This window comes from Alcaligenes sp. Me129 (genome assembly GCF_050487245.1).
In the GTDB taxonomy this organism is placed as follows: Bacteria; Pseudomonadota; Gammaproteobacteria; order Burkholderiales; family Burkholderiaceae_B; genus Alcaligenes; species Alcaligenes phenolicus.
This window is the reverse complement of the sequence record NZ_JBKQGX010000006.1, coordinates 191,327-214,772: the sequence shown is the minus strand read 5'-3', so window position 1 is coordinate 214,772 and position 23,446 is coordinate 191,327. Positions and strand designations below refer to the sequence as shown.

Genomic DNA, 23,446 nt, shown 5'->3' with positions numbered 1-23,446 from the left:
AAAAAAGGCGACCATCAGGTCGCCTTTTCCTTTAGCTTGCCAGGAAGCCTTAGTGAGCCTGTTCCCAGTTATCACCCACGCCGACTTCAGCCACCAGCGGCACATCCAGCTTGGCTACATTGCACATCAGGCCCGGCAGGTTTTCACGCAGGACATCCAGCTCGTCTTCGGGTACATCGAATACCAGCTCGTCATGTACCTGCATCACCATCTGCGTGCGCAGCTTTTTTTCTTCCAGCCAGCGCTGCACAGCCACCATGGCCATCTTGATCAGGTCGGCCGACGTGCCCTGCATCGGCGCGTTAATGGCGGCACGCTCTGCACCGGCCATGCGTGGCCCTTTCGCGCCCTTCAGTTCAGGTAGCCACAGACGGCGACCGAACACGGTTTCCACATAACCCTGCTCATGCGCCTGCGCCTTGATGCGCGTCATGTAGCTGGCCACGCCAGGATAGCGGGCGAAGTAGCGATCAATATAGGCACGGGCTGCATCACGAGTAATGCCCAGATTGCTGGCCAGACCAAATTCGCCCATGCCGTAGATCAGACCAAAGTTGATCGCCTTGGCCGCACGACGCTGGTCCGAGCTGACGTCCTTGGCATCCACACCGAAGATCTCGGCAGCGGTTGCCGTGTGCACGTCCCCACCCTGCTCAAACACCTGCTGCAGATTCTCGTCGCCCGATACATGGGCCATGACACGCAATTCGATCTGGGAATAGTCAGCCGACACCACTTTGCCCAGTTCAGACACGAAAGCGGCGCGAACACGGCGGCCTTCTGCGGTACGCACTGGAATGTTCTGCAAGTTGGGATCGGAGGAAGCCAGACGTCCGGTAATGACGGCAGCCTGTGCATAACGGGTATGCACACGGCCACTGTCCGGGTTCACCATTTTGGGCAGTTTGTCCGTATAGGTGGACTTGAGCTTGGCCAGGCCACGATATTCCAGCAGTACCTGGGGCAAGGGGTAATCCTGAGCCAAACGGGTCAGCACATCCTCATCAGTAGAGGGGGCACCGCTGGCGGTTTTACGAACCACCGGAATACCCAGCTTGCCGAACAGAATCTCGCCCACTTGCTTGGGGGAGTTCATATTGAAAGGTTGGTCGGCCAGCTCGTAAGCCTTGTTTTCCAGTTCCAACATTTTCTGGCCCAGCTCGTGGCTTTGGCGCGCCAGAGTAGGCACATCAATCTTGACGCCATTGCGCTCCACAATGGTCAGCACGTCCGACGCCTGCACTTCCAGCAAATAGATACGCTCCAGCCCCTCTTCCTTGGCCACTTGAGGGCGCAGGCACTGATGCAGACGCAAGGTGTAATCCGCGTCTTCACAAGCGTATTGCGAGGCCACGGGAATATCCACCTCGTCAAAGCCGATCTGCTTGGCCCCCTTGCCGCAAATATCCTCGTAAGAGGCGCCTTTCAGACCCAGCCATTGCAAGGCCAGCTCTTCCATGCCGACACGCTTGTGCGATTGCAGAACATAAGCCTGCAACATAGTGTCCTCGCGAATACCGCGCAGGCTGACTTTTTCATTCAGCAAGACATGGGTATCGTATTTGGCGTTATGCAGGACCTTGGCCGCCTCTGCGCTTTCCAACCAGGGGCGCAGCGTTTCCAGCACATAGTCTTTATCCAGCTGTTCTACATCCAGCGAGCCACGATGAGCCACCGGCACATAAAAAGCCTGCCCCGCCTTGACCGACACCGACAAACCCACCAGACGCGCCATCAAGGGGTCCAGGGAGGTGGTTTCAGTATCCAAGGCCACCAGCTCGGCCTTTTCCAGCAGGCCTAGCAGGGTCTGTAGTTGTTCTTTCGTCGTGACGGTCTGGTAATCCAGCTCGGCAGGCGCAGCAGGTGTTTCAGCCTCGACACGGGCATCCTGAGCGGGAACGCGCTTGGGATCATCCGTCAATTCACGCAACCAGGTACGGAAACCGAAGGTCTCGTAGATATCCTGCAACACGGCGTTGTCGCGGGGCTCTGGCTCCAGCGCCTCGAAATCCCCGGTAAACCCAGGCACTTCGCAATCAAGTTTGACGGTGACCAGTTTGCGCGTCATTTCAAAGTTGGAGCTGAAGTCGCGCAGATTCTGGCCGGCCACCCCCTTGATTTTGTCGGCATGCTGCAACAGTTCATCCAGACTGCCATATTCGCCCAACCACTTGGCGGCCGTCTTGGGCCCCACCTTGGGAACGCCGGGAATATTGTCCGAAGTGTCGCCAATCAGCATTAAATAATCGATAATCTGATCTGGGCGTACCCCATACTTGCTGGTAACGCCTTCTACATCCAGCTTCTCGTTACTCATGGTATTGACCAGCTGCACATGCTCATTGACCAGTTGGGCCAGGTCCTTGTCCCCGGTAGACACCACGGTCTCGATGCCATTTTCTGCCGCCAGACGGGAAAGCGTGCCGATGATATCGTCGGCCTCTACACCAGGCTGACAAATCAGATGCCAGCCCATGGCGCGTACCGCTTTATGAATAGGCTCTATTTGCACCGCCATATCTTCGGGCATGGAGGGCCGGTTAGCCTTGTATTGATCGTACAGATCGTCCCGGAATGTGCGGCCTTTGGCATCAAATACGCATACCATATAGTCCGCTTGATAATCCTGTAGCAGACGGCGCAGCATATTGATGACCCCGTACAAGGCGCCTGTGGGCTGGCCTTGCGCGTTTCGCAGATCGGGCATCGCATGGTACGCTCGGTACAGATAGCTGGAACCATCAACGAGCAACAAGGTTTTTTTCATGTCTAACAATAAAATCGTCCGTTTACCGGCCTCTGAGCAGATTCCTACCATCATGAAGGAGCTGCAAACTGCGGTCGATACATTAAAAGAAATGGGTGCTGGCGTTAGTGTTTTCGGCAGCGCACGCATCAAACCCGGTCATCCTTACTACGAACTGGCCCAGGAGCTGGGCCGTCGTCTGGCCGAAGCGGGCGTCACCCTGATTGCTGGTGGTGGCCCTGGCCTGATGGAAGCCGCCAATAAAGGCGCGTACGAAGCAGGCGGGCAAAGTATTGGCCTGAATATACGCTTGCCTCACGAAACCACCAACAACCCTTACCAGACACAAAGTCTGCAGTTCGAGTACTTCTACTCGCGCAAGGCCACCTTTTTCATGCACAGCTGGGCCTACATTGCCCTGCCTGGCGGTTTCGGTACCCTGGACGAGCTGTTTGAAGTCATGACCCTGGTTCAAACAGGCAAAGTCCCACCCGCACCCATTGTACTGATCGGCACTTCCTTTTGGTCCGGCCTGATCGAATGGATTGGTGACCAATTGATGGAGATGGGCCTGATTGGTCCCAAAGACCTGAATTTGCTGGTCCTGACCGACGATCTGGACGAGGTCATGGGCTACATCAACCAGTGCTGCGTACTGCCTAGGGCGGAACCCGCATTGCCCCAGTAAGGCGTACGGGTTAAATTTGCAGTCTTTCTTCGGCCCTCCATCAGCAGGGCCGAATTTGTATTGAATGCCACAAGCTAGTCGATATTTGCCGGAGTCCTCCACATGAACAAAATGCTTGCCCGCCTCCTGATGGTGGCTTTTTGCAGTGCCTTGGTGCCCGCTGCTGCCCATGCAGCCGGGCCGTCCGAAATCCGTTTTGCCACTGAAGCGGGTTATCCCCCCTTCGAGTTTCTGGACCCCAGTGGCGAGCTGCAAGGCTTTGACATCGACATCGGCAACGAAATCTGTAAGCGCCTGCAAGCCAAGTGCGTGTGGATCGATCAGTCCTTTGACAGCTTGATCCCCGGCCTGCAAGCGCGCAAATTCGATCTGGCCAACTCCACCATGACCGCCACCGAGGCACGCGCCAAGGTGATCGACTTTAGCGAGCCCATGTATATCGTGCCGGTTCGCCTGGCCGCCCGCAAAGGCAGCGGTCTGGAGCCCACCGCCGAATCCCTGAAAGGCAAGCGTGTCGGTGTGCAGCAAGGCACCACCATGGAAACCTATGCGCGCCAGAACTGGGCCAACAACGGTGTCACCATCGTGGCTTACCCCAGCTACACCGACGCCTTCAATGACCTGGCCGGTGGCCGCGTGGACGCCACCTTCCAGGAAGCCCAGAACGCCGTTGAAGGCTTTTTGACCAAGCCTGCCGGTGCCGACTTTGAGCTGACTGGCAGCACCGTGGACGACAGCCCCATCCTGAACGAGCCTATCGCCATGGGTATTCGCAAGGGCAACAAGAAACTCAAGAAAACCGTTGATGAAGTTCTGCGTGAAATGAAGGCCGATGGCACCATGCAGACCTTTGCCGACAAATACTTCCAAAAAGAAAACATTCGCATCGCGCCCTGACCTGGATACCTGAACCATGTTGCTTTACGGTTATGGGCCGCAGTTGCTGGTCGGCACCTGGGAAACCATCAAACTGGCAGTGCTCTCGCTGCTGGTTTCCCTGGTGCTGGGTCTGGTCGCTGCCCTGATGAAACTGTCCCGCACCTCGCTGCTGCGATGGGTGGGCGGTTTGTATACCACCTTGATCCGGGGCGTCCCGGATCTGGTGCTTTTGATGTTGTTCTTTTTCAGCTTGCAAATCTGGCTGAACGAACTGACTGACTGGCTGGAATGGGACATGATCGAGATCGATCCCTTCGGAGCCGGTGTGGTCACGCTGGGCTTTATTTATGGTGCTTACTTTGCCGAAACCTTCCGTGGCGCCCTGATGGCTATCCCCAAGGGCCAAATGGAAGCGGGCAAAGCCTGTGGCTGGAGCGCCTGGCAAGTTCTGCATCGCATCCAGATTCCTCAGATGATGCGCTACGCCCTGCCCGGACTGGGCAATAACTGGCAAATCCTGCTCAAATCCACCGCGCTGGTGTCCCTGATCGGCCTGAGCGATGTGGTCAAGATTGCGCAAAATGCCGGTAACGCGACCTTCAACTCCTTCCTCTTTGTGGGCATCACTGCCCTGATCTATCTGGGCCTGACCGCCGTCAGCAATATTGGACTGGGCTACCTGGAACGACGCTACAACATTGGCGTGAAAGGAGCACAGTTCTAATGGATGTTCTGAACGAATTCTGGCGCGCCTATCTGTACCAAAGCAATGGTCAGCTCTCAGGTCTGGCCATGACACTTTGGCTGCTGGTGATCTCGGTTGCCATCGGCTTTTTCCTGTCGATTTTCATGGCCATTGGCCGTGTCTCTGGCAAGGCCTGGCTATCGCGCCCTATCGGTGCCTTCACCTACTTTTTCCGTGGCACCCCCTTGTACGTGCAGATCCTGCTGATCTACACCGCCATGTACAAGCTGGCCATCGTCAAATCCGTACCTGCACTGGAAGCCTTCTTCATGAGCGGCTTCAATTGCATGATTCTGGCACTGACCTTGAACACTGTTGGCTACACCACCGAGATTTTTGCCGGAGCCATCCGCTCCATGCCTCCCGGTGAAGTGGAGTCGGCCCGTGCGTATGGCATGTCCGGCTGGACCTTGTACCGCCGCGTGATTCTGCCGCAAGCCCTGCGTCGTGTGCTGCCTGCTTACAGCAATGAAGTGGTGCTGATGCTGCATGCCACCTCGCTGGCTTTTACCGCTACCGTTCCTGACCTGCTCAAGATCGCGCGCGATGCCAATGCGGCCACCTACCAAACCTTCACCTCCTACGGGATTGCTGCACTGATTTACCTGTGCGTGTCCTTCATTCTGGTGGGCATTTTCCGTATCGTGGAAAAGCGCCAAATGGCATTCTTGAATCACTGAGTGCTGAGGTGCTGAGGTGCTGAGGTGCCGAACAAGAAAAAAGGGCCGCTTTCACAAGCCGCCCTTTTTTTCTTTAGCGATACAGCGGCCGTGTCAGTCCCCCGTGTGATCCAGGTTCTGATAACGCATCTGGCGCCCCATCACACCGGCCATCATCAAAAAGAAAGTCAGGCCGCGACGCACTTCCGGCTCCTTGGCCAGTCGTATCAGGCCCATCAGGGTCGGTGTGGTCTCCGTGGCCCGCACCTGATCCGAAGCCATACGTGCCGCATTTCCAACCGACCAGGCGGCCCCTATGCCCTCCTCAAAGCCCTTCATAAGCTTTTCGAGCATATAGTCGTCCGTCATATCCACCAGATCGGCCAGCAGGGACACCGCATCCACCACCCGATTAAGGCGACCACCGGCCAGCAAAGGTTCGATCTTGCCGATCAGTTCATCCAGGCCCTTGATGCCCGGATCCTCTCCAAGCAGGCTTTCCAGGGCAGAAGGAGACTTCTGAGCAGCGCCCGCATCACCGGGATTCAAGGATTTATCCGATACCGAATTCATCTGTCTCTCCTGAATTAGACCAAGCCACGGGCCACGGCCCAGTAAATACCCCGGTTAAAACCCTTGCGCAACAGTCCACCCAGTTTGGTGGGCGGCGTGGGATGCACATCCTCCTTGTAGTCGTACCAGAGCGGCATACCGCCCTCCAGACCCATTTGGGCTACCGCCACCACCCGGCCATCGTATTCGTCGCTGGTGCGCCCAAATCGCAACTCTGAGGACAGGTTGTTGACCACTACGGGCGATTGGTTATGGCAGGAGCCGCCCGCTTTACTGATAGGCAGGTCCACCGTGTCACCCAGCACGTATACATTGTCCAGCCCCAGCACCTTCATGGTTTGGTGATCGGTGGGGACCCAGCCTTCGTTGTCGGCGGCTTGAGAAATCCCCGAGTCACGTATAGCAGGCACCGCCGTAATGGGAGGAGTCGCCATCAGGAGGTCGAACGGCTCTTCTGCGCCTTCTTCGGAATAGGCAATCTTGCGTTCAGGGTCCACACGGCTCAGGGTGAAACCGCGTTGATGCTTGATGTCACGATCCTCAAAAATGGGAGGCAAGACCTGACAAACCTCGTTCTGCATGAACAGGCAGTTACGCAAAAGCTGGGAGGTCGTGGGATAGGTATAAGCAATCTCTACCTTGTCGCGTACACCACGACGACGCAGGTACTCGTCCAGCATCAAGGTTGTTTCTACCGGTGCAATACCGCACTGGTGAGGGACGTTATGAGTTTTGGGGAAGGTGACCGTTACCAGCACACGGCCCTTTTCCAGCTTGCTCAGGCGGTCCGCCAATTGGCGCGCGGGCGCATGCTGATAGAAATGATCACCGCCCTCTTTCAGGCCTTCGATTTTTTCCGGTGAGGGGACGCAGCCGGTAGACAGAACCAGGTAGTCATAGTCGATCTTCTTACCACTGGCGCAGTGCAGACGGCTGGCCTTGAAGTCAAAACCACTGACTTCCTCTAGCTGAAAATCAATTTCGGGGCGCAAAAGTGAAATTTGCGGACGTCGCAACTCATCCCGAAAAAAAGCATCAAACGCCACGTACATAAAAGCGGGCTTGTAATAATGCCAGGGAGAGTTGGACAGCATGGTAATGCGGACTTTACCAGAGCGAATTTCCGGGTATAGCTTGGTCACTAAATGATTGGCAGTCATCGTACCGCCAATACCACCACCTACAATCACAATATGCTGCACCATCAGTATTCTCCTTAATGGGGGAAACTGCGCACCGGCTCTTGCAATGAAAAAATCTTTTCAAAAACAAGAAGATGCCCAGCTACAACTGAGACTTTGCAAAGCGAGCTTGGTAATGTGTCCAGCCAGTTTGTATCAGGCAGGTATTAAGCAGAAATTAAAGCAACTCATCAGACTCAATAAGCCACTTAATCAATTTTATTTATCCCACACCCTTTCTTGAATTTAAAAATCAAGCTGGGGTGCTTATGCACACACCCCAGCTTTTTAATACCGCGTTCTAAATCCGGCTGACGCCAACCATAGTAAGACAAAAAAAACGCCTGCATCAAGCAGGCGTTTTCTCGTATCGCTAAACCCGAAATATTAACTTTCGCGTTGGCTGCGACGGCGCTCGTGTTCTTTCAGGTAACGCTTGCGCAGGCGAATGGACTTGGGAGTCACTTCAACCAGCTCGTCGTCATCCAGGAAGTCCACAGCGTATTCAAGAGTCAGACGAATAGGTGGAACCAGATCAATATGCTCGTCCTTGCCGGAAGCACGCACGTTGGTCAGTTTCTTTTCCTTGATGGGGTTAACCACCAGGTCATTGTCGCGGCTGTGAATACCGATGATCATGCCTTCGTACAGAGCATCACCCGGGGACACGAACATGCGACCACGATCCTGCAGCTTCCACAAGGCGTAGGCCACGGCATCACCGTCGTCCTGGCTGATCAGCACGCCGTTACGACGCTCGCCAACCGTGCCTTCGCGCATGGGGCGGAACTCGTCAAAGGTGTGGCTCATCAAGCCGGTACCGCGTGTCAGCGTCATGAACTCGCCCTGGAAACCGATCAGGCCACGGGCGGGAATACGGTACTCCAGACGTGTACGACCACGGCCATCAGCAACCATATCCTGCAAGTCACCACGACGGCGACCCAGTTCTTCCATCACGCCGCCTTGGTGGCCGTCTTCGACGTCCACGGTCAGCTGCTCGTAGGGCTCCATCTTGACGCCGTTCTCTTCACGAATCAGCACGCGTGGACGCGACACGGCCATTTCATAGCCTTCACGACGCATGTTTTCGATCAGAATGGTCAGGTGCAATTCACCGCGACCGCACACTTCAAACACGGTGTCGTCGTCAGTTTCGTTAACGCGCAGAGCCACGTTGGATTTCAGTTCGCGGTCCAGACGGTCACGCAACTGACGGCTGGTCACGAACTTGCCTTCACGGCCTGCCAGAGGCGAGGTGTTCACCATGAAGTTCATGGTCAGCGTAGGCTCGTCAATGCGTAGCAAAGGCAGAGCTTCCTGGTGAGCAGGATCGGTCACCGTGCAACCAATGCCCAGCTCTTCAATACCGTTGATCAGCACGATGTCGCCGGCTTCAGCTTCGTCCACCGATACACGCTCCAGGCCCTTGAACTTCAGAACCTGATTGATACGGCCTTTGATGACTTCGCCATCAGGACCAAATTTCACGACCACGTCCTGGGCAGCGCGCACGCGGCCACGGTTCACACGGCCTACACCGATCTTGCCCACGTAGGAGCTGTAGTCCAGCGAACAGATCTGCAACTGCAACGGTGCGTTGACGTCGTCCTCACGCTGAGGCACATGCTCCAGGATAGCGTCGAACAAAGGACGCATATCGCCTTCACGCACGTCTTCGGTCAAACCGGCGTAGCCCGACAGACCCGATGCGTAAATGATGGGAAAATCCAGCTGTTCGTCGGTCGCGCCCAGTTTGTCGAACAAGTCGAACGTGGCGTTGATCGCGAAGTCAGGACGGGCGCCGGGACGGTCAACCTTGTTGACCACCACAATCGGACGCAGGCCCAGTTCCAGAGCTTTGCGAGTCACAAAACGGGTTTGAGGCATGGGGCCTTCAACCGCATCCACCAGCAACAACACGCCGTCAACCATGGACAGCACGCGTTCGACCTCACCACCAAAGTCAGCGTGACCGGGGGTGTCGATAATGTTGATGTGGGTGCCTTCGTATTCAACGGCACAGTTCTTCGCCAGAATGGTAATACCGCGTTCTTTCTCGATATCGCCCGAGTCCATGACACGTTCGGAGATATGTTCGTTGTCACGGAACGTACCTGCCTGTCTCAACAATTGATCGACCAGGGTGGTCTTCCCGTGGTCAACGTGGGCAATAATGGCCACATTGCGCAATGCGCGTCTCATAACTCATCCTTCTGATTGAAGTTTTTTGGGCAAAATCTCGGTAGGCAAGCTCTCGATGGCCAGCAAGGCCGACATCGGGTCTTCCATCGCCTGCAACCCGTCCAGGGTGTAGGCGTCGTCGATATGAAAAGGTCCTAATTCTGTCCGGCGCAAGGCCGTCAGATGGGCAAAACACCCCAGAGCACGTCCAATGTCTTGCGCCAGGGTCCGAATATAGGTTCCCTTGCTGCAACGTACAAACAAACGCGCCGATTGCGGCGTAAAGTCTTGCACCTGCAAATCGTGAATCACGAGATGTCGTGCCTCACGTTCCAGCTCTATACCCTGACGGGCATATTCATACAGGGGCTTGCCATCGCGCTTGAGCGCGGAATACATGGGCGGCACCTGGGTAATGGGTCCTCGGAAAGCAGGTAGAACTGCTTCCAGCGCCTCGAGGGTGACACCGGCAAAATCTGCCGGAGCCTGGGACACCACATTGCCGGTCAAGTCACCTGAATCGGTTTCCTGCCCAAACTGCAAGGTAGCTTCATAGGCTTTGTCTGCTTCCAGCATCGTGGCGGAAATCTTGGTAGCCCGGCCAAAACAGCAAACCAGCAGGCCCGTTGCAAACGGGTCCAGGGTTCCAGTATGGCCAGCTTTGCGGGCATCCAGAGTGCGGCGGGCACGCTGCAAAGCGTGGTTGCTGGACATTCCGTCGGACTTGTCCAGTAGCAGCACACCATCAATCAACTGCCCGCGTTTTCGCGTAGCCATCGTGTGTCAATCCGTGAAGAAACAACAGCCGCGTCAGGGCTGTTCGTCTGGCTCGTCCGATTTGGAAGCAGAGCCAGTCAATTCGCTATCGGCCTGGTTGGCGCTGTCGATGAGCTTGGAGAGCTCCATGCCGCGTTCCAACTGTCGGTCGTGATGAAAATGCAGAGTAGGAACCGTGTGGATGTGCAGCAGCTTGAACAACAGCGAGTGCAACCAACCGGCCTTCTCGGTCAAAGCCGCCTGAGCGACTTCGGGCTCGGCGCCCAGCACCGAGTAATACACTTTGGCGTGTGCGTAGTCTGGAGACAGCTCCACGCCGGTCAAGGTAATCAGACCAGCGCGGGTCATGTCGATCTCGCGCTGGATCAGAACCGCCAGATCCTTCTGGATCTGGTCGGCCAGGCGCAGGTTGCGCCCTGGGTTTGGTTTGGACTTGTGTCGTGCCATAAATTACAGTGTCCGGGCGATCTCTTTGATCTCGAAGATCTCAAGCTGGTCGCCCACTTGGATGTCGTTGTTGCCACGCAGCGTGATACCGCAATCGAAGCCGGAACGCACTTCCTTGACGTCGTCCTTGAAGCGGCGCAGGGAATCCAGGTAGCCACTCCAGTGCACGACGTTGTTGCGCAGCAAGCGAACTTGCGAATCGCGACGGACCACGCCTTCGGTAACCATACAACCGGCGATATTGCCAATACGCGACACGTTGTAGACTTCGCGGATTTCAACCATACCGATGACTTCTTCGCGCTGCTCGGGAGCCAGCATGCCGGACAGGGCTGCTTTGACCTCGTCAACCGCATCGTAAATGATGTTGTAGTAACGCAGATCAATGCCGTTGGCTTCAGCCAGTTTCTTGGCGCTTTGCTCGGCACGGACGTTAAAGCCGATCACTACCGCGTTGGAGGCAATCGCCAGGTTGACGTCGCTCTCGGAAATACCACCCACGGCGGCGTGTACAACCACCACACGCACTTCGTCGGTAGACAGCTTGACCAGCGACTGTACCAGCGCTTCTTGCGAGCCCTGAACGTCGGTCTTGATGATGAGCGACAGGGTTTGCATGCCTTCGCCCAGGTTGTCGAACATGGACTCCAGCTTGGCGGCCTGTTGACGCGACAGTTTCACATCACGGAACTTGCCTTGACGGAACAGCGCGATCTCACGAGCTTTACGTTCGTCAGCCATCACAACCAGTTCATCACCCGCAGCGGGCACTTCAGTCAGACCCTGGATTTCTACAGGAATCGACGGACCAGCCGAATTCAGCGACTTGCCGGTTTCGTTCAGCATGGCGCGAACGCGACCGAAGGAGGCGCCGACCAGCACGCTGTCACCACGGTTCAAGGTACCGCTTTGAACCAGGATGGTGGCCACAGGACCGCGGCCCTTGTCCAGACGGGCTTCAATAACCGTACCCTTGGCAGGTGCGTCAACCGGAGCTTTCAACTCCAGCATTTCGGCCTGCAGCAGCACGTTTTCCAGCAATTCGTCGATGCCCTGGCCGGTTTTGGCCGACACAGGAATAAAGGGCACATCGCCACCGTATTCTTCAGGCACCACTTCTTCGGCTACCAGTTCCTGCTTGACGCGCTCTGGATTAGCTTCAGGTTTATCAATCTTGTTGATCGCCACCACCAGCGGCACGCCAGCGGCGCGAGCATGGTGAATGGCTTCACGGGTCTGGGGCATCACACCGTCATCGGAGGCCACCACCAGAATCACCACGTCAGTGGCTTTGGTACCGCGAGCACGCATGGCCGTAAAGGCTTCGTGACCGGGGGTGTCCAGGAACGTAGCCGTGCCACGTTCTGTCTTGACGTTGTACGCACCGATGTGCTGTGTAATACCACCGGCCTCGCCCGAGGCGATCTTGGCACGACGGATGTAGTCCAGCAGCGAAGTCTTACCGTGGTCAACGTGACCCATGACAGTTACCACTGGAGCACGGGGCTTCAGTTCGGCGTCGTTCTGAGCATCGGTATCGACCAGGAAGGCTTCAGGATCGTCCAGCTTGGCAGCAATCGCCTTGTGACCCAGTTCTTCGACCAGAATCATGGCTGTTTCCTGATCCAGAACCTGGTTGATGGTAACCATCTGACCCAGCTTCATCAGGTGCTTGATCACCTCGGCAGCCTTGACGGCCATCCGGTGAGCCAGATCGCTGACCGAAATGGTTTCCGGCACGTGCACTTCACGGGCAATGAATTCTGCCACTTGTGGTTCACGGCGCTCGGCCTGAGCGTTGCGGCCACCACGACCACCCTTGCCACGACCCGCCTTGGCATTGGCTTTCCAGCCTTCACGACCACCACCGGCACCGGCGGAAGCCACATCAGCCTTGGAAGGCTGCTTCTTGCGGCTGGCATCGCTGGTCCAGCCAGGGGTGCTGTCAGTCTTGACGGGTTTGCCCGGGGCCTTCTCGGTCTTGGAGCCTTTGGCGTCTTTCTTCTGAGCGCCCTTGGCACCTGCCTTGCTATCAGCCTCTGGCTCGGGAGCACGCAAGACCTTACGAGGACGGTTCAACATATCGCGCAACGCAGCGGCTTCGGCCTCTGCGGCCTTACGGGCGCGATCACGATCCTGGTCTTGCTCCACATCGGCGGCAACAGGAGGAATCACCGGGCCACGCACTGCACGGCGCTGACCAGTAGCGGCCATATCCCGAGGTTTTCCAGTCGAAGTGGGCGTTTTAGTCCCTTGAGGGTGCTGATTTTTATTCACAGAGTTAGCTTGACGGGCGTCGTTTACAGATTTAGTAGGTTCCACGGGCTTTTCTTGGGCCGTAGGAGAGGGAGCCGATTCGGCCTTTTCCTGAACAGGCGCTGCCGCGGCTTCGGATGGCTCCGTTGCAGCAGGTGCTTGTTCCTGAGGCTGAGGCTCGGGTTTCTTTGTATCTTCCTGAGCAGCCTCAACGGGCTGTGCAGGAGCTGCAGGTTCGGGCGCAGGCTCGGCAACAGGAGTCGGCTCGGGAGCAGCGACCACTTCGGGCTCTGGCTCTGGCTTGGGCTCAGGCTTGGGCTCGACAGGGGCTTGCTCTTTCACAGGAGCTTCAGGAGTTGCTGACACAGGATCTACGGGCTTGCTGACAGGCGCGGCAGGCGCCTGTTCAACAGCTTGCTTTTCCTGACTGGCCGCCTGGGCCTGAGCAGCTTGCTCCTTTGCATTTTCCTGTGCCAATGCCGCATTGGCTTCTGCCACCAGCTCGGAGGGATCACGCTTTACAAACACGCGTTTTTTGCGTGTTTCCACCTGAATCGTGCGGGAGCGACCCGATCCGTCATCCTGACGGATCTCCGATGTTTGACGGCGAGTCAGGGTGATCTTGTTGCCTTCCTGACTGCCGTGCGAGCGGCGCAACGATTCAAGCAGCTTCGCCTTATCCGAATCAGTGATGGCGTCATCAACTGATTTGAGCTCAATACCTGCGCTACGCAACTGCTCCAGCAGAACATTCGCAGGCATTTTCAGTTCTTGAGCGAACTGGGCGACAGTGTTACTCGACATTCGACTCTCTCTTGCTTTACTACAACTATTCTTAATGAATACAACGCGCGGGACCTAGCTAGACATATCAGGCCTCGTCGTCAAACCAGTGGGCACGGGCACGCATGATCAGTTCGCTGGCCGCATCTTGCGCCAGGCCGGTCATCTCGGACAGTTCGTCCGTTGCCAGTTCCGCCAGTTCATCCAGCGTTGTAATCTCGTTTTCGGCCAGTACGGCGATCAGCTCAGGCGTCATGCCCTCGACTCCTGCCAGTTCCTTGACCGCGGTCTGTACCAATTCTTCCTTGGCGATGGCCTCGCTCAGCAGCGCATTGCGGGCGCGGGCACGCAGCTCGTTGACGGTTTCTTCGTCAAAGGCTTCGATGTCCTGCAATTCCTGCAGAGGCACATAAGCGATTTCTTCCAGACCGGTAAACCCTTCGTCGATCAGAATATCGGCCACGGCTTCGTCCACATCCAGACGGGACATGAAGGTAGCACGCAATTCTTCGCGCTCTTCGTCCTGACGGTTGCGGCTTTCTTCCGGTGTCATGATGTTGATCTGCCAGCCCGTCAATTCCGATGCCAGACGCACGTTCTGACCACGCGAACCAATCGCCTTGGGCAGGTTTTCCTCGTCTACCACCACATCCATGGCGTGCTTGTCTTCGTCCACCAGAATGGATTCGACGTGTGCCGGTGCCAGAGCACCGATCACGAATTCGGCCGGATCATCGGCCCACAACACGATATCGACCTGCTCGCCGCCCAGTTCGTTACGCACCGCAGTAACGCGCGAACCTCGCATGCCCACACAAGTACCGATAGGATCGATACGCTTGTCGTAAGCAATAACAGCGATCTTGGCGCGCACACCCGCATCACGGGCAGCGGCCTTGATTTCCAGCAGGCCCTGTTCGATCTCGGGTACTTCGTTCTCGAACAGTTCTTTAATGAATTCAGGTGCTGTACGCGACAAGATGACCTGCTGGCCACGTGCTGCGTAGTCCACCTTCTGTACCCAGGCGCGGACACGGTCGCCCACGCGGATATTTTCCTTGGGGATCATTTCCGAACGAGGCAAACGTGCTTCGATCTTGCCCATTTCGATAATGGCATCGCCCTTGTCCATGCGCTTGACCGTACCGGAAACAATGGTCTCACCACGCTCCAGGAAGTCGTTGAGCACTTGCTCGCGCTCGGCATCACGGATTTTTTGCAGGATGGCCTGCTTGGCAGCCTGGGCACCGATACGGCCAAACTCGATAGGCTCGAGTGGCTCTTCGATGTAATCGTCCACTTGCAGCTCGGGATCGATCTCCTGGGCGTCCGACAGCATCTCCTGCTTGTCGGGCTCTTGCAGACCGGCCTCGTCGGGCACGACCAGCCAGCGCCGGAAGCCTTCGTGGGCGCCGGTTTCCCTGTCGATTTCCACACGGATATCGACATCTTCCTTGAAGCGCTTTTTCATGGCCGAGGCCAAGGCGCTCTCGAGCGCGGTGAACACGACATCACGCGCTACGGATTTTTCACGCGCCAGCGCATCGACCAGCAATAGAATTTCGCGACTCATCGCTTCTTACCCTTGAAATCAAGAACGGGATCCAATTTGGCACGATCCACCTGGTCATAGGTGAATTCGACCTGCGTCAGCTTGCCCGATGCTTCGTCCAGTTCCAGCCTAAAAACGGTATCCAGCGGAACACTAGCCGGTAGCGCCCCTTCAGGAGCGTGGAGCGTACCCACAAACACTTTCCGATTGTCGAGCGCCTCGTGCAGGCGCACCTGCACCCGACTGCCCGCAAAGCGCACGTAATCGCCAATACGCAACAAGGGGCGATCTATCCCCGGCGAGGCCACTTCCATACGCTTGTAATCCACGTTTTCCACTTCGAAAACGCGTGATAATTGTTTAGACACCCATTCACAGTGTTCGATACGCACCCCTTCCGGGTGATCGATGACGATGCGTAACAAGCCTAGCGGCGCACGCTCCACGTCCACCAGTTCGTACTCGGTACCCGCCAGGGTCTCTTGTGCCAAAGCTAGAATGTCTGCCATAAAATCCAAAAAAAATGGGCTGTACGCCAGCCCATGGTCACCATGCACGCTTGAGAATCAAGCGGGCCCTGGTCTTGCGCATTGCCAACGTCAAATCGGGATAGTTGCAGGCGCAACCGAACCGGATGATCCACGCGGTCTCTGCCTTGAAAGACCGCCCTATTCGCTGGCGCGCAGCATCAAAAAAGACCCAGCCGACACAAACGTCTCTGAGCCAAGTTCTATATTCTACCAGAAAACCGGAAAATACGTGCATTCACACGGCCTTACAGGCCCAAACCGCAGGGTTCGGGCCACAAACTCAAAGTCCGTGCGTCCTGGCTTTACCGGCGCCCGCGTCCCAGGTGGGATTCATGGGCCGCCGAGCTGGCTGGTTGCCAGTCATCATCACGACGGCTGACACGGCGCACCACCGTTGTTTTCTTCACATGAGCCTTGGGCGTTTGCCCGGCTCCGGCACGATCGGAAGCGCCGCGACGGGCCGAAGGCGCACGTCCTTCCTGAGCACCGCGAGCGTGACCACCACGGGCCTGATCACCACGCCCCTGCTCACCGCGCGCCTGGTCGCCACGCACTGGACGGCGGCCATTGTGCACACGCGCACCTTCCTGCGAACGCCCCTCGCGACTGCGACCTTCATGCGCGCGTCCTTCCGAAGAACGCCCTTCCGCCGAACGACCGCGTTGCTGGCCACCACGTACACCCTGACCGCTACGTGGAGCACCACGCCCTTGACCACCGTGTTCACGACGACCACCATCAGGATGGCCATTGGCCAGACCACCGCTAATGAACAAGGCACCGCTGACGGATTCGTTTACACGCACATTATTTGAGGAGCGACCGCGACCTGCCACACGACCACCACGCCCCATGCGAGCACCACTCAGACCGTTGTGCTCCAGCGTACCGAAACCGGGAGGCAAAGCGCTGTCGTGGGACAGAGGTTGACGTTCGCGACGCTGGTGGGTGCCTTCGTCATCCGACTCTTTCACCAGCCCCAGGCGCAGCATGAATGCCATCACCACATCAGCATCCAATTCTTCCCAACGGCCACGGCGCAGATTTTTAGGCAGACCCACATCCCCAAAACGAGTGCGAATCAGACGGCTGACCGTCACACCCATCGCTTCAAACATACGGCGCACTTCACGGTTACGGCCTTCATGAATAGTGACGCGATACCAACGGTTGCTGCCTTCGCCACCCAAAAATTCGATCATGCCGAACTTGGCCACACCGTCCTCCAACTGCACGCCATCGCGCATGGATTGCATTTGCTCTTCGCTCAGCTCACCCAGAACACGTACAGCGTATTCACGCTCGGCACCGTAGCGCGGATGCATCATGCGGTTGGCAATATCACCCGATGTCGTGAAGATCAGCAAACCCTCGGTATTCAAATCCAGTCGACCGACCGACAACCACTTGCCCACTTTCAGGGAAGGCAGGCGACCAAACACGGTGGCACGGCCTTCGGGATCGTCGTGCGTGACAATTTCGCCAGCCGGCTTGTGATACAGAATCACGCGCGGAGGACGCTTGGTGTTCGCACGATTGATCAATTGACCATTGATACGCACCTTGTCATCGGCACTGACACGTTGACCGATATGGGCAGGTTCGCCATTCACGGAGACACGACCTGCAACGATCAGCTCTTCCATATCGCGGCGCGAGCCGATACCGGCTTCGGCCAGCACCTTGTGCAATTTAGGCTGCACCAAGTCGCTGCCCATGTATTTGCCCAGACGCTGCGACAAACGGCTTTGCTTGTCCAGATGACTGAATGCGATGTCATCATCACCATCCAGAATCACGACAGGAGCGTCATCAGCAGGGTTCGAGTAACGAGCGGCCTGGGTGTTGCCCGGACGCTTGTTGGCACCACCGCGTGTATCTTGACGACGGCCAGCAGCCGCTGGTTTGCGTCGATTGTTTTGTGGGCGAGCCGGACGGGCCTTGGCTTCGCCAGGAGCAGCCGCCTGGGTCTCTTCATTCTGACGAGGAGCCGACTCTTGCGTGGCATCGCCACGACGGCGGCGAAACGGGGTGCGCAGCTTGCGCCCTTGGCCCTTCGCGCGGGGATTCTTGGGGTCGGCCGCGCCAGAGGCGTCCGACATGGAGGCTGTGTTCGTCTCGTGCGAATCAGTCATTTTTAATCATTTACTCCAGAGTTTTTTATTTCGTCCGGTACCTGTATATCCGATAGGCCAGCCGCAGCCTGGGCCTCATCCACGGGGTCCGGTGTCGTATTCACTTCAGCTTGTTCGGTTTGTGGCAGCTCCGCTTCTGAAACTGCCTCAAGCAAATCGTCCTGACTGCCTGGCTCGAAATCCGGTTCGGACTCCAGCTCAAGCTGAGCAACAGAGGCCTGTAGCGGCTCCATGCTCACTTCCAAAGCAGCGTCTTGCTCTGCTTCTAGTTCTATTTCTTGCCCTGCTTCGGAACCAGTTTGCTGCCCAGCCACAGATGCAGACTCTTGCTCTGCACCCTGCTCTGCCGCTTGCTCCTGGCTCTGATCCTGATGATCCCCGCCCTGCTGTTGATCTTGCTGTTGATCCTGTTGCTGATCCCGTTCTTGATCCGATTCTTTGTTCTGCTCCTGATCAGCCGACGCAGTTGCTTGCCCGTTTGGCAAGGAAGCCAAGGCATCCAGGGAGTCCAGAGTTTCAACCGAAGGCAACTCATCCAAAGAGCGCAGACCCAGATCATTCAGAAACTGACGGGTCGTTCCCAGCAATGCCGGGCGTCCGGGCGCATCACGATAGCCCAGCACTTCAATCCAGCCCCGATCCTCCAGGGTACGCACAATTTGAGTCGATACGCTCACACCACGTATGTCCTCAATATCCCCACGGGTAACAGGTTGCCGCCAAGCAATAATCGCCAAGGTTTCCAGCACGGCCCGCGAATACTTGGGCGCGCGCTCCAGACTAAGACGGGACAAAAACACTTGCATGGCCGGGCGACTTTGAAAGCGCCAACCCGAGGCAACCTGAACCAATTCCAGGCCACGCTCTTTCCAATCCAATTGCAAGATAGCCAGATAACGGCGCAGATCATCCGCGCTCAGCGGCGGGGAGACAAACATTTTGCGCAACTCGGCGCTGTTCATGGGCTGCTGTGCACACAGCAAAGCCGTCTCCAGGACTCGGATTATTTCACTTTCAGTCACTGCTGGGAAGCCTCACTTTCTGGCGATACTTGCATAAAGCAAAAATTCCATGTTAGTATTTATCTTTTCCGGCGCGGGGTGGAGCAGCATGGTAGCTCGTCGGGCTCATAACCCGAAGGTCGTAGGTTCAAATCCTGCCCCCGCAACCATCACCCGGAACTGCTCAGCAGAACCAAACAAGCCAGCCAATTTGTGCTGGCTTTTTTGTTGCCCGCTGTTTTGATCTGCAATCTTGCGCGCGGCGCAGCCCACAGTCAGAACACGCAGGCCAGCCATCAGCAATGTGGCAACAACCCCAGCCCAAACAAAGGCCACCACAGCAGCCGCAGCACGCATCCGAATCACCATCGTCGCCATCATCGGGCTTTTTTGCATCGGGCCGGAAGCGCACGCAAGCCCGCCGCCCAGGCTCAAACCAGAAACAGCCGCTTTAAAAGCAATTAAAAATGTTGTGTAAGCACACATGCTGATGATGAGTATGTCCGCAAGCCCTATCGGACTGGATTTGAATTGGCGCTCCTGATTGGCGGAACGCGAAAACAGCACAACAACGTTTGGGGCAATAACTGATCGGGGCGACAGGTCTACATTGTCAAATGCCAACATCAAGGCACCAACAGACCACCGCAGGGCTTATCGATTGCCTAAACCTGAAGCAAAGCCAGAAACAGAGAAATTCGTTTTGCCGGGACATCCCGCCTAGTAGGGGAGCCGACTGCTATCAAAGCCAGATGCCAGCCATCAAGAACTGGTCGCTATACAGGAAGCCGCTTGCGCGTTTGAACTTTTTGAAATGCCAGTCCGGCTGAACCTGTAAGCACAGTTCGTATTACACCATTGCGACCAGCAAGACGCAAGAAAATTGAGGATCGTTTTATCCAGCCTTTATGCCCCTTCCAGCGGCAATCGCCAAATATTAATGAAATAAACACGCCACACTATGTACATAATCAAAAACTATGTTATAGTTACTTTTCTGACGCGGGGTGGAGCAGCATGGTAGCTCGTCGGGCTCATAACCCGAAGGTCGTAGGTTCAAATCCTGCCCCCGCAACCAAATTCATTTATCGGCCTCTTGCAGATAAATTTGAAAAAACCGGATTTATTCCGGTTTTTTTTATGCCCGTTGTTTTTAAATAGTCTGGTTTCCTCAAAACAATAAACACGGCGTACCCACGACAAGCCCTCTTCCTGCAGTAACTCCCACCCCGCTAGTACGCCCCCATCTACTTCAAGCACGAAATTTTCTTGACGGCCGCAGTCTCACCGTGCGATAAACCTTCCCGTGCGGGTGATTAGCCAGCTTAAGCATGACCAGAACACAGAATAACAAGTCAGCTCCAGCCCCTCTAATCGTGCTTCAAAACCCGTCAATCAGCTTATCTGTGCGTGAACACAGTGGCATCCCGTGGATGCCGCCAACGCTGTACGTGCACGATCCACAGCCAAGCTGAGTTTCAAGAAAGACGACATCCCTTATGAAAGCCAGGCCGCCTCTTCTCCAGCGCTGGAGCAAGCGCGTGCCTGCGTGATCCTGGGACAAGTCGTACTTTTTCTGCAGTCAATCAAAAACAACCGGAACTGGCTGGAGACAGCCGACTAAAGGATCAAGACATGAAACTAGTACCAGCAACCGCAGGTACCGCCCTGGCCTTGCTGATGGCCAGCACCAGCACCTTTGCCGCCACCACCTATTTGACTTGCGAGTTTGCCGACCCCTCTGGCAAGCCCCAGGTCTTCAATTTCGCCCTGGATCAAGAGGCTGGCACCTTTGGGGTGTACGTTCCTGCTTCGGGCAGCGAAAGAATGGAACGAGGCACCTTTGCCGACAACAAGGCCAGCCTGAATGAAGGCGCGATTGCTTGGGAAATTGACCTGGCAAGCGGCACCATCATCCGTGATCGCCGCATGGTAGGCGAGAAAGATCAGGGCAGTTGCAGCGCCATTTCCGCCGAACGCAGCGGCTTCGAGCAGTAATCCCCCTCTCCCCAAAAAAGACATGTCTCTGCCCCCTCTCCAGGGGCAGCGCAGCTTATCTCTACAGCGCGAAAATGAAGAAACTTACAAGTATTGTGATCCTGGGCGCGATCGGTATTGCCGTCGGGGCCTACGCCAGTGGCCAATTCAATACCTGGCTGCCACAGGAAATGAAGGTCGGCACCTCCAGCAGCTCCCTTCTGGGTAATGGTGAGGTCAACCTGCAAAAACAGGATATGCAACTGGCCGAGAAACTGCAGCCAGTAATTGCCTGCCTGAATGACGTCGCCAGCCCCTTGAGCCAGCATGCCCAGAAATACATCAAGGAATATCAGAACCTTGTCGCTACCCCCGGCTCCACCCGCATTGCCGCCAGCTTCAAGATCAAGGTGTACGAGCAGAACAACTCCATCTCGCGCGAATGCATCACCCAAATGCGCAATGCCATCGCCATGCCGCCAGCAGACGCTGGACTGGACAAGCCTGGTCAAGTGTTTGCTGACACGCTGGAAAAGCTGATTCCCGTCATGAATGAAGCGGATCTCTATTACAGTCGCAAGGACAATATTGACGACCAGATGAAGAAAGGCCGCGAGCTGGACGAGCAGATCATGCCTCTGTTCATCAGCTTCTTTGATGCGGAAGACACGCTCAGACAAACAGTCTCGGAGCGCAATCACAGTCTGCGGGAAAAACAGCTGGTAGCGATTGAAGAGGCTTACGGCACCGAGAACTTTGCTTGGCACACGCTGAATGTCTCTCTGGCCGCCCGCCGCGCCGTTGATGCCATCAGCACGTTGGCAGAGTCCGAGCAGCTCACTGGCCAGTCCATCGAGAAAATCGAGCAAGCGTATCAAGCCGCCTTCGACAAGGCTGATGCCTTTGCCAAAGCACATCCCGACACCAAAACGCAGCTGGGCAACGCGCCCAAGTGGTTTGCCCTGTCCAGCAACTTCAATACCTTCCTGGTGGGCTTGAAGGATCTGCGCCGAGCCCTGGCATCGGACGCAAAGCAAGCCAATGTGGAGTACCAGCTCTCCAAGCTGGAGAACGACTACAACAGCATGATCAGAAACTACAACATGCTACCCGACGCCTGACGAAACCAGGCTAAGGGCTGCGTTTTCCGTAAGCAGGAGAGCGCAGCCTGCGCACTGGCAATGGCAGACCCCAAGCAAGATGGGGTTGATCCGGTATTACAGGGCCTCCCGCCACCAGGGCCAAACGCTCATTAGCGCGCCGCGTCATCCTTGCGAAGACCGAAAAACTGCAAACCATCGCGCAGGCGATCACGCAGCCAGACATAGACAGAGGGGACTTCTTGCCCCGTATGGTATCTGGCTTGCACCTTCATGCCAGACATCAATTTACGCACCTGATCCACAGACAAGCCAGACTCCAGACGTGCCGCTGGCCAAGGGGGATCCATTGTCATATTCAACGACAAGCGCCCCTGGGGCGCGGGTAGCTGAGCAATAAATGCCAGCAAGGCATCGCGGCTGTCCCGATCCGCCACCGAGTCAGGCATCAACTGCACGGAAGTGCGTGCTGCCAACAAGGCCTTCTCAATACCGGGGCGCGGGTCTTCGTACATGCTCATGTTCATGACCAGGGCTGGCATGATCATGGACTGGATCAGATTCTGATTATCCAGGTACAGATTCAGACTTTTAAGCTCTACCTGCTCAAGATCATCGGCACCCAAGGGGCGTCCTGCGGCCGACCTAATCCCGAATTGCGCCTGAGCACGAACCTCACGCAGGTACTGACTACGCAGTCGAACCTGCTCCAAATTCAATTGTGCCAAGGCCGAGTCCCACTTGTACTTGAAAGTAAAATCCATAGGCTTGGCTTGCAGGCGCATTACGTAGTCCTGCCCTGGCAAACGTCCCGTCAGAACATAGATCCCGCTAACTTGTAGATCCATGGAGTCTGGAATAACTTGCCGCTCGGACAAGGATGCCAAGCCTTCATCACGCAAGACCAGCTCATCAAAGGCCAGCAGCATTGACGAAAAACCGGCCGACCATTGTCCATTCCGAACCAGACAAGCCCCCTCCTGATCCTGCATCTGCAGCTCGTCGCCGGATTGCGGCTGTAAAGCGACATAATTACGCAAATACTCACAAGCAGGACCCGCTTGAGCCGAACCTGCCAGCACCATCCACGTACCCAGCGCCAAGGTAATTTTCTTCATGAATTCCTCTTATTGGGCAAGCGCTGGCAACAATACCAATCAAGCCTTCCCTTTGTATGAAACGCTGGCTAGTATACAAAGCCGTCAGGGTCTATGCCCTAGCCCTGTTTCAAGT

18 protein-coding genes and 2 tRNA genes are annotated in these 23,446 nt (G+C 56.3%); 8 read left to right on the top strand and 12 right to left on the bottom strand.

The window, feature by feature from the left end:
- Positions 1-49: 49 nt before the first annotated feature.
- Entirely contained in the window at positions 50-2,767 is a 2,718-nt protein-coding gene (polA, locus tag ACLPGZ_RS08875) for a DNA polymerase I (protein WP_239055253.1), read from the bottom strand.
- Here polA and ACLPGZ_RS08870 point away from each other — a divergent pair.
- The 4 genes from ACLPGZ_RS08870 to hisM all read left to right on the top strand — a co-directional run bounded on the left by ACLPGZ_RS08870 (position 2,766) and on the right by hisM (position 5,738).
- Positions 2,766-3,434 carry an LOG family protein gene (locus ACLPGZ_RS08870; protein WP_009457591.1) on the top strand — a complete coding sequence of 223 codons (669 nt, stop codon included), beginning with the start codon at positions 2,766-2,768 and terminating at the stop codon, positions 3,432-3,434. The genes polA and ACLPGZ_RS08870 overlap by 2 nt on opposite strands.
- Positions 3,435-3,536: 102 nt before the next feature.
- Entirely contained in the window at positions 3,537-4,331 is a 795-nt protein-coding gene (locus ACLPGZ_RS08865; RefSeq protein WP_009457593.1) for an ABC transporter substrate-binding protein, read from the top strand.
- A 16-nt stretch (positions 4,332-4,347) separates the two neighbouring features.
- Positions 4,348-5,037: an ABC transporter permease gene (locus ACLPGZ_RS08860; RefSeq protein ID WP_009457595.1), complete on the top strand. Its 690-nt coding sequence runs from the start codon at positions 4,348-4,350 to the stop codon at positions 5,035-5,037.
- Positions 5,037-5,738, top strand: coding sequence for a histidine ABC transporter permease HisM (gene hisM, locus ACLPGZ_RS08855; RefSeq protein WP_022983563.1), 702 nt, complete (start codon positions 5,037-5,039; stop codon positions 5,736-5,738). The genes ACLPGZ_RS08860 and hisM overlap by 1 nt, the downstream gene beginning before the upstream one ends.
- A 93-nt stretch (positions 5,739-5,831) precedes the next feature.
- Here hisM and ACLPGZ_RS08850 read toward each other — a convergent pair whose 3' ends face one another.
- The 10 genes from ACLPGZ_RS08850 to scpB all read right to left on the bottom strand — a co-directional run bounded on the left by ACLPGZ_RS08850 (position 5,832) and on the right by scpB (position 19,097).
- Entirely contained in the window at positions 5,832-6,290 is a 459-nt protein-coding gene (locus ACLPGZ_RS08850) for a DUF1641 domain-containing protein (protein WP_035270768.1), read from the bottom strand.
- A 14-nt stretch (positions 6,291-6,304) separates the two neighbouring features.
- Complete coding sequence (locus ACLPGZ_RS08845) at positions 6,305-7,495, bottom strand: NAD(P)/FAD-dependent oxidoreductase (protein ID WP_239055252.1); 1,191 nt, start codon at positions 7,493-7,495, stop codon at positions 6,305-6,307.
- Positions 7,496-7,858: 363 nt separating this feature from the next.
- A complete protein-coding gene (gene typA, locus ACLPGZ_RS08840; RefSeq protein WP_009457601.1) occupies positions 7,859-9,676 on the bottom strand; it encodes a translational GTPase TypA in 1,818 nt (605 codons plus the stop codon).
- A gap of 3 nt (positions 9,677-9,679) precedes the next feature.
- Complete coding sequence (truB, locus tag ACLPGZ_RS08835; protein WP_022983561.1) at positions 9,680-10,432, bottom strand: tRNA pseudouridine(55) synthase TruB; 753 nt, start codon at positions 10,430-10,432, stop codon at positions 9,680-9,682.
- A 33-nt stretch (positions 10,433-10,465) separates the two neighbouring features.
- Complete coding sequence (gene rbfA / locus ACLPGZ_RS08830) at positions 10,466-10,879, bottom strand: 30S ribosome-binding factor RbfA (protein ID WP_009457603.1); 414 nt, start codon at positions 10,877-10,879, stop codon at positions 10,466-10,468.
- 3 nt (positions 10,880-10,882) lie between these two features.
- Positions 10,883-13,939: a translation initiation factor IF-2 gene (infB, locus tag ACLPGZ_RS08825; RefSeq protein WP_088450787.1), complete on the bottom strand. Its 3,057-nt coding sequence runs from the start codon at positions 13,937-13,939 to the stop codon at positions 10,883-10,885.
- Positions 13,940-14,006: 67 nt separating this feature from the next.
- Complete coding sequence (gene nusA, locus ACLPGZ_RS08820) at positions 14,007-15,491, bottom strand: transcription termination factor NusA (protein WP_026484319.1); 1,485 nt, start codon at positions 15,489-15,491, stop codon at positions 14,007-14,009.
- On the bottom strand, positions 15,488-15,979 hold the full coding sequence (rimP, locus tag ACLPGZ_RS08815; protein WP_009457607.1) for a ribosome maturation factor RimP: 492 nt from the start codon (positions 15,977-15,979) through the stop codon (positions 15,488-15,490). The genes nusA and rimP overlap by 4 nt, the downstream gene beginning before the upstream one ends.
- A gap of 323 nt (positions 15,980-16,302) precedes the next feature.
- Positions 16,303-18,135 carry a 23S rRNA pseudouridine(2605) synthase RluB gene (rluB, locus tag ACLPGZ_RS08810; protein ID WP_226348628.1) on the bottom strand — a complete coding sequence of 611 codons (1,833 nt, stop codon included), beginning with the start codon at positions 18,133-18,135 and terminating at the stop codon, positions 16,303-16,305.
- Between the two features lie 2 nt (positions 18,136-18,137).
- On the bottom strand, positions 18,138-19,097 hold the full coding sequence (gene scpB, locus ACLPGZ_RS08805; RefSeq protein WP_230940589.1) for an SMC-Scp complex subunit ScpB: 960 nt from the start codon (positions 19,095-19,097) through the stop codon (positions 18,138-18,140).
- Positions 19,098-19,229: 132 nt separating this feature from the next.
- Between scpB and ACLPGZ_RS08800 the strand changes: the two genes are divergently transcribed.
- From ACLPGZ_RS08800 to ACLPGZ_RS08785, 4 genes are all read left to right on the top strand, one after another.
- Positions 19,230-19,306, top strand: a tRNA-Met gene (locus tag ACLPGZ_RS08800).
- An 831-nt stretch (positions 19,307-20,137) separates the two neighbouring features.
- A tRNA-Met gene (locus ACLPGZ_RS08795) sits at positions 20,138-20,214 on the top strand.
- A 557-nt stretch (positions 20,215-20,771) separates the two neighbouring features.
- Positions 20,772-21,134 carry a hypothetical protein gene (locus ACLPGZ_RS08790; RefSeq protein ID WP_060185740.1) on the top strand — a complete coding sequence of 121 codons (363 nt, stop codon included), beginning with the start codon at positions 20,772-20,774 and terminating at the stop codon, positions 21,132-21,134.
- Positions 21,135-21,208: 74 nt separating this feature from the next.
- A complete protein-coding gene (locus tag ACLPGZ_RS08785) occupies positions 21,209-22,234 on the top strand; it encodes a DUF3829 domain-containing protein (RefSeq protein ID WP_429641134.1) in 1,026 nt (341 codons plus the stop codon).
- Positions 22,235-22,365: 131 nt separating this feature from the next.
- On the opposite strand, the gene ACLPGZ_RS08780 is transcribed toward ACLPGZ_RS08785, so the two are convergent.
- Positions 22,366-23,331, bottom strand: a complete 966-nt coding sequence (locus tag ACLPGZ_RS08780) for a hypothetical protein (RefSeq protein WP_429641133.1) — start codon at positions 23,329-23,331, stop codon at positions 22,366-22,368.
- Between the last annotated feature and the right edge of the window lie 115 nt (positions 23,332-23,446).